The organism is Kitasatospora sp. NPDC057198 (genome assembly GCF_042670125.1).
GTDB lineage: Bacteria > Actinomycetota > Actinomycetes > Streptomycetales > Streptomycetaceae > Kitasatospora.
Map to the genome: position 1 here is coordinate 1 of NZ_JBHUWH010000560.1, position 4,704 is coordinate 4,704.

A 4,704-nucleotide genomic window follows, 5' to 3' on the forward strand; every position below is an offset into this window, starting at 1 on the left:
CGCCCGGGAGCCGCAGGGGCTCCCGGGCGGGCCCGTCCGCGCGGCGGCTACTTCTTCCTGCGCTTCGCGGGCGCCGCGTCCGAGACGCCCGGCAGGATGTCGCGCAGGAACTTGCCGGTGTGGCTGGCGGGGGTGGCCGCGACCTCCTCCGGGGTGCCCTCGACGACCACGCCGCCGCCGCCGGAGCCGCCCTCGGGGCCCATGTCGACCAGCCAGTCGGCGGTCTTGATGACGTCGAGGTTGTGCTCGATGACGATGACGGTGTTGCCCTTGTCGACCAGGCCCTCCAGGACCTTGATCAGCTTGCTGATGTCCTCGAAGTGCAGGCCGGTGGTGGGCTCGTCGAGGACGTAGACCGTCCGCCCGGTGGAGCGCTTCTGGAGCTCGGCGGAGAGCTTGACGCGCTGGGCCTCGCCGCCGGAGAGCGTGGTGGCGGGCTGGCCGAGCCGGACGTAGCCGAGGCCGACCTCCTTGAGCGTCTTCAGGTGCCGGGCGATCGCGGGGACGGCCTCGAAGAAGTCGAGCGCCTCCTCGATCGGCATGTTCAGCACCTCGGCGATGGACTTGCCCTTGTAGTGGACCTCCAGCGTCTCCCGGTTGTAGCGGTCGCCGTGGCAGACCTCGCAGGGGACGTAGACGTCCGGCAGGAAGTTCATCTCGATCTTGATCGTGCCGTCGCCGGAGCAGTTCTCGCAGCGGCCGCCCTTGACGTTGAACGAGAACCGGCCGGGCAGGTAGCCGCGGACCTTGGCCTCCTGGGTCTCCGCGAACAACTTGCGCACGTGGTCGAAAACGCCGGTGTAGGTGGCCGGGTTGGAGCGCGGGGTGCGGCCGATCGGCGACTGGTCGACGTGCACCACCTTGTCGACCTGGTCGGTGCCGGTGATCCGGGTGTGCCGGCCGGGGACGCTGCGGGCGCCGTTCAGCTCGCGGGCCAGGTGCGCGTACAGGATGTCGTTGACCAGCGTGGACTTGCCGGAGCCGGAGACGCCGGTGACGGCGGTGAAGGTGCCGAGCGGGAAGGCGACCGTGACGTCCTTGAGGTTGTGCTCGCGGGCGCCGTGCACCACGATCTGGCGCTTCTTGTCGCGCGGGCGGCGGGCCGCCGGGATCGGGATGGCGCGCTTGCCGGAGAGGTACTGGCCGGTCAGCGACTCGTCGTTGGCCAGCAGCTCCTCCAGCGAGCCGGAGTGCACCACCTTGCCGCCGTGCTCGCCGGCGCCGGGGCCGATGTCGACGATCCAGTCGGCGGTCTTGATGGTGTCCTCGTCGTGCTCGACGACGATCAGGGTGTTGCCGATGTCCCGCAGCCGGACGAGGGTCTCGATCAGGCGGTGGTTGTCGCGCTGGTGCAGGCCGATGGACGGCTCGTCCAGCACGTACAGCACGCCGACCAGGCCGGAGCCGATCTGGGTGGCCAGCCGGATGCGCTGGGCCTCGCCGCCGGAGAGGGTGCCGGCGGCGCGGTTGAGCGAGAGGTAGTCGAGGCCGACGTCGACCAGGAAGCGCAGCCGCTCCAGCACCTCCTTGAGCACCCGCTCGGCGATCTGCTTGTCCCGGCGGTCCAGGCGCAGCGCGCCGAGGAAGTCCGCGCAGTCGCTGATCGACATCGCGGAGACCTCGGCGATCGAGCGGTCCATCACCGTGACGGCGAGGACCACCGGCTTGAGCCGGGTGCCCTTGCAGGTCGGGCAGGGCACCTCGCGCATGTAGCCCTCGAAGCGCTCGCGCCCGGCGTCGCTCTCCGACTCGGAGTGCCGCCGCGTCACGAACGGGACGACGCCCTCGAAGGCGGTGGTGTACGAGCGCTCGCGGCCGTAGCGGTTGCGGTAGCGGACCTCGACCTGGGTCTTGTGCCCGTACAGCAGCGCCTTCTTCGCCCGCACCGGCAGCCCGGCCCACGGGATGTCGGTGCGGAAGCCCAGCTCGCCGGCCAGCGCGTTGACCAGGCGCTGGAAGTACTCCTTGGTGGCGCCCTGCGACCAGGGGTGGATGGCGCCCTCGTCGAGCGACTTCTCCTCGTCGGGGACGAGCAGCTCCGGGTCGACCTCCATCCGGTTGCCCAGGCCCGAGCAGTCCGGGCAGGCGCCGAACGGGGAGTTGAAGGAGAACGAGCGCGGCTCCAGCTCCTCGAAGGAGACGTCGTCGTACGGGCAGTAGAGGTGCTCCGAGAACATCTTCTCGCGCTCGGGGTCGTCCTCCGGCAGGTCGACGAAGTCGAGCACGACCATGCCGCCGGCCAGCTTGAGGGCGGTCTCCACCGAGTCGGTGAGCCGGCGCTTGGCTCCCGCCTTCACGGTGAGGCGGTCGATGACCACCTCGACGGTGTGCTTCTCCTGCTTCTTGAGCGTCGGCGGCTCGGTCAGCTGGACGGTCTGCCCGTCCACCCGGGCGCGGGCGTAGCCCTTGGACTGCAGGTCGGCGAAGAGGTCGACGAACTCGCCCTTGCGCTCCCGGACGACCGGGCTGAGCACCTGGAACCGGGTGCCCTCGGGCAGCTCCAGCACCTTGTCGACGATGGCCTGCGGCGACTGCCGGGCGATCGGGCGGCCGCAGTGCGGGCAGTGCGGCTTGCCGATCCGGGCGAACAGCAGGCGCAGGTAGTCGTACACCTCGGTGATGGTGCCGACGGTGGAGCGCGGGTTGCGGCTGGTGGACTTCTGGTCGATCGAGACGGCCGGGGAGAGACCCTCGATGAAGTCGACGTCCGGCTTGTCCATCTGGCCGAGGAACTGCCGGGCGTACGAGGACAGCGACTCGACGTAGCGCCGCTGGCCCTCGGCGAAGATCGTGTCGAAGGCGAGGGAGGACTTGCCGGACCCGGAGAGGCCCGTGAAGACGATGAGGGAGTCCCGGGGCAGGTCGAGCGAGACGTTCTTGAGGTTGTGCTCGCGTGCACCGCGGACGACGAGGCGGTCTGCCACTGCTACTGGCGCCTTTCTCCGGGTCGGAGGGAAGTCGGAGGGGAGTCGGAGAGGGGAGGACGGGTTTCTTCCAGGATGCGCCAACCACCGTACTGGCTCATTCGTTCGAATCTGAGCCGGTCCAGTCGGAGCCACCCCTACGGGTGAAGGGCATCCGCGCTCGACGGTAGCGTCAACGACTGACAACCGGCCCCGGCAACGCCCCGGGCCCGGCCCAGCACCGCCTCGACCCGCCGCACCGACCGTCGAAAGGCACCGCCCCGATGAACGACACCACCACCCCGGCCACCCCGGCCGCCGCGGCCGCCGCAGCCGCCGAGCAGCTGAGGGCCACCGCGGAGAGCACCGAACTGCTGCTGCACACCCTGGCCGAGCTGGAGCCGGCCGCACTGGCCGAGCCGTCCGGCCTGCCCGGCTGGACCAGGGGGCACGTGCTGACCCACCTCGCCCGCAACGCGGACTCGCTGGTCAACCTGCTGACCGGGGCCCGCACCGGGAAGGACGTCCCGCAGTACGCCTCCCCGGAGAGCCGGGACGCCGACATCGAGGCCGGGGCCGGCCGCCCGCTGGCCGAGCAGGTCGCCGACCTCCGGGACAGCCAGCGGCGCTTCCAGGAGGCCGCCGCGCTGCTCGCCCCCGAGCACTGGACCGCCCCGCTCACCCACCGCAGCGGCTACGTCTTCCCGGCCTGGCAGGTCCCGGCGAAGCGGCTCGCCGAGCTGGAGTACCACCACGTCGACCTGAACGCCGGCTACACCCCGGCGCACTGGCCCGAGCCGTTCGCGATCGCCGAGTTCCGGCGGCTGGGCGAGCTCTTCGGCGCGGCGCAGGAGCTGCCCGGCGTGCTGCTGGTCGCCGAGGACGCCGGCCTGGAGGCCCGGATCGGCGGCGGGGAGGTCGGACTGACCGCGGAGGGCCCGGTGCGGGCGCTCACCGGCTGGCTCTCCGGCCGCTCGAACGGGGACGGCCTGCAGGTGCACCGCGGCGGCGAGGGCCTGGTCGACCCCCGTTCCGCGCTGCCCGCGCTCCCCCCGATGGGATGATGGTGACCGGTTGACGCGAGAGCCCGACAGCGAGCGAGGAGCGGCCTGATGACGTACCACGGAGCGGTGAAGGTCGGCGGGGCGCCCGACGTCCGGGAGCTGGCCCACCTGATCGTCACCAAGGTGGCGGTCGGCCCGCACGACAACAACGCCTACCTGCTGCGCTGCCGGGCCACCGACGAGCAGCTGCTGATCGACGCGGCGGCCGACGCCCCGGTGCTGCTGGAGACGGTCGGCCCGCGGCTGGCCGCGGTGGTCACCACCCACCGGCACCGCGACCACTGGGGCGCGCTGGCCGAGGTGGTGGCCGTCACCGGCGCCCGCACCATGGCCGGGCGGATCGACGCGGAGGGCATCGACGTGCCGACCGACCTGGCGCTGGAGGACGGCTCGGTGCTGCGCTTCGGGCAGGTCGAGCTGACCGTGCGCCACCTGGTGGGCCACACCCCGGGCGCGATCGTGCTGCTCTACGACGACCCGCAGGGCCACCCGCACCTGTTCACCGGCGACTGCCTGTTCCCGGGCGGGGTGGGCAACACCTGGGGCGACCCGGCCGCGTTCGACTCGCTGTTCCGGGACGTCAACGAGAAGCTCTTCGACGTCCTCCCGGACGAGACCTGGGTCTACCCCGGCCACGGCGACGACACCACCCTGGGCGCCGAGCGCCCGCACCTGCCGGAGTGGCGCGAGCGCGGCTGGTGACACGGCGACGGGGCCCCGCCGGATCCTCCCGGCGG

The 4,704-nt window shown here is 71.9% G+C and carries 3 protein-coding genes; 2 read left to right on the plus strand and 1 reads right to left on the minus strand.

The window, feature by feature from the left end; all coding sequences use genetic code 11:
- Positions 1 to 47: 47 nt before the first annotated feature.
- Positions 48 to 2,924, minus strand: coding sequence for an excinuclease ABC subunit UvrA (uvrA, locus tag ACFUEL_RS35450; protein ID WP_380241655.1), 2,877 nt, complete (start codon positions 2,922 to 2,924; stop codon positions 48 to 50).
- 263 nt (positions 2,925 to 3,187) lie between these two features.
- On the opposite strand from uvrA, the gene ACFUEL_RS35455 reads away from it, so the two are divergent.
- Complete coding sequence (locus tag ACFUEL_RS35455; protein ID WP_380241656.1) at positions 3,188 to 3,967, plus strand: maleylpyruvate isomerase family mycothiol-dependent enzyme; 780 nt, start codon at positions 3,188 to 3,190, stop codon at positions 3,965 to 3,967.
- Between the two features lie 48 nt (positions 3,968 to 4,015).
- Complete coding sequence (locus ACFUEL_RS35460; protein WP_380241658.1) at positions 4,016 to 4,669, plus strand: MBL fold metallo-hydrolase; 654 nt, start codon at positions 4,016 to 4,018, stop codon at positions 4,667 to 4,669.
- The last annotated feature ends 35 nt before the right edge of the window (positions 4,670 to 4,704 follow it).

Coding starts and splice junctions, on each gene's coding strand:
- ACFUEL_RS35460 (WP_380241658.1), top strand. CDS start 4,016: ATGACGTACCACGGAGCGGTGAAGGTCGGCGGGGCGCCCGACGTCCGG.
- ACFUEL_RS35455 (WP_380241656.1), top strand. CDS start 3,188: ATGAACGACACCACCACCCCGGCCACCCCGGCCGCCGCGGCCGCCGCA.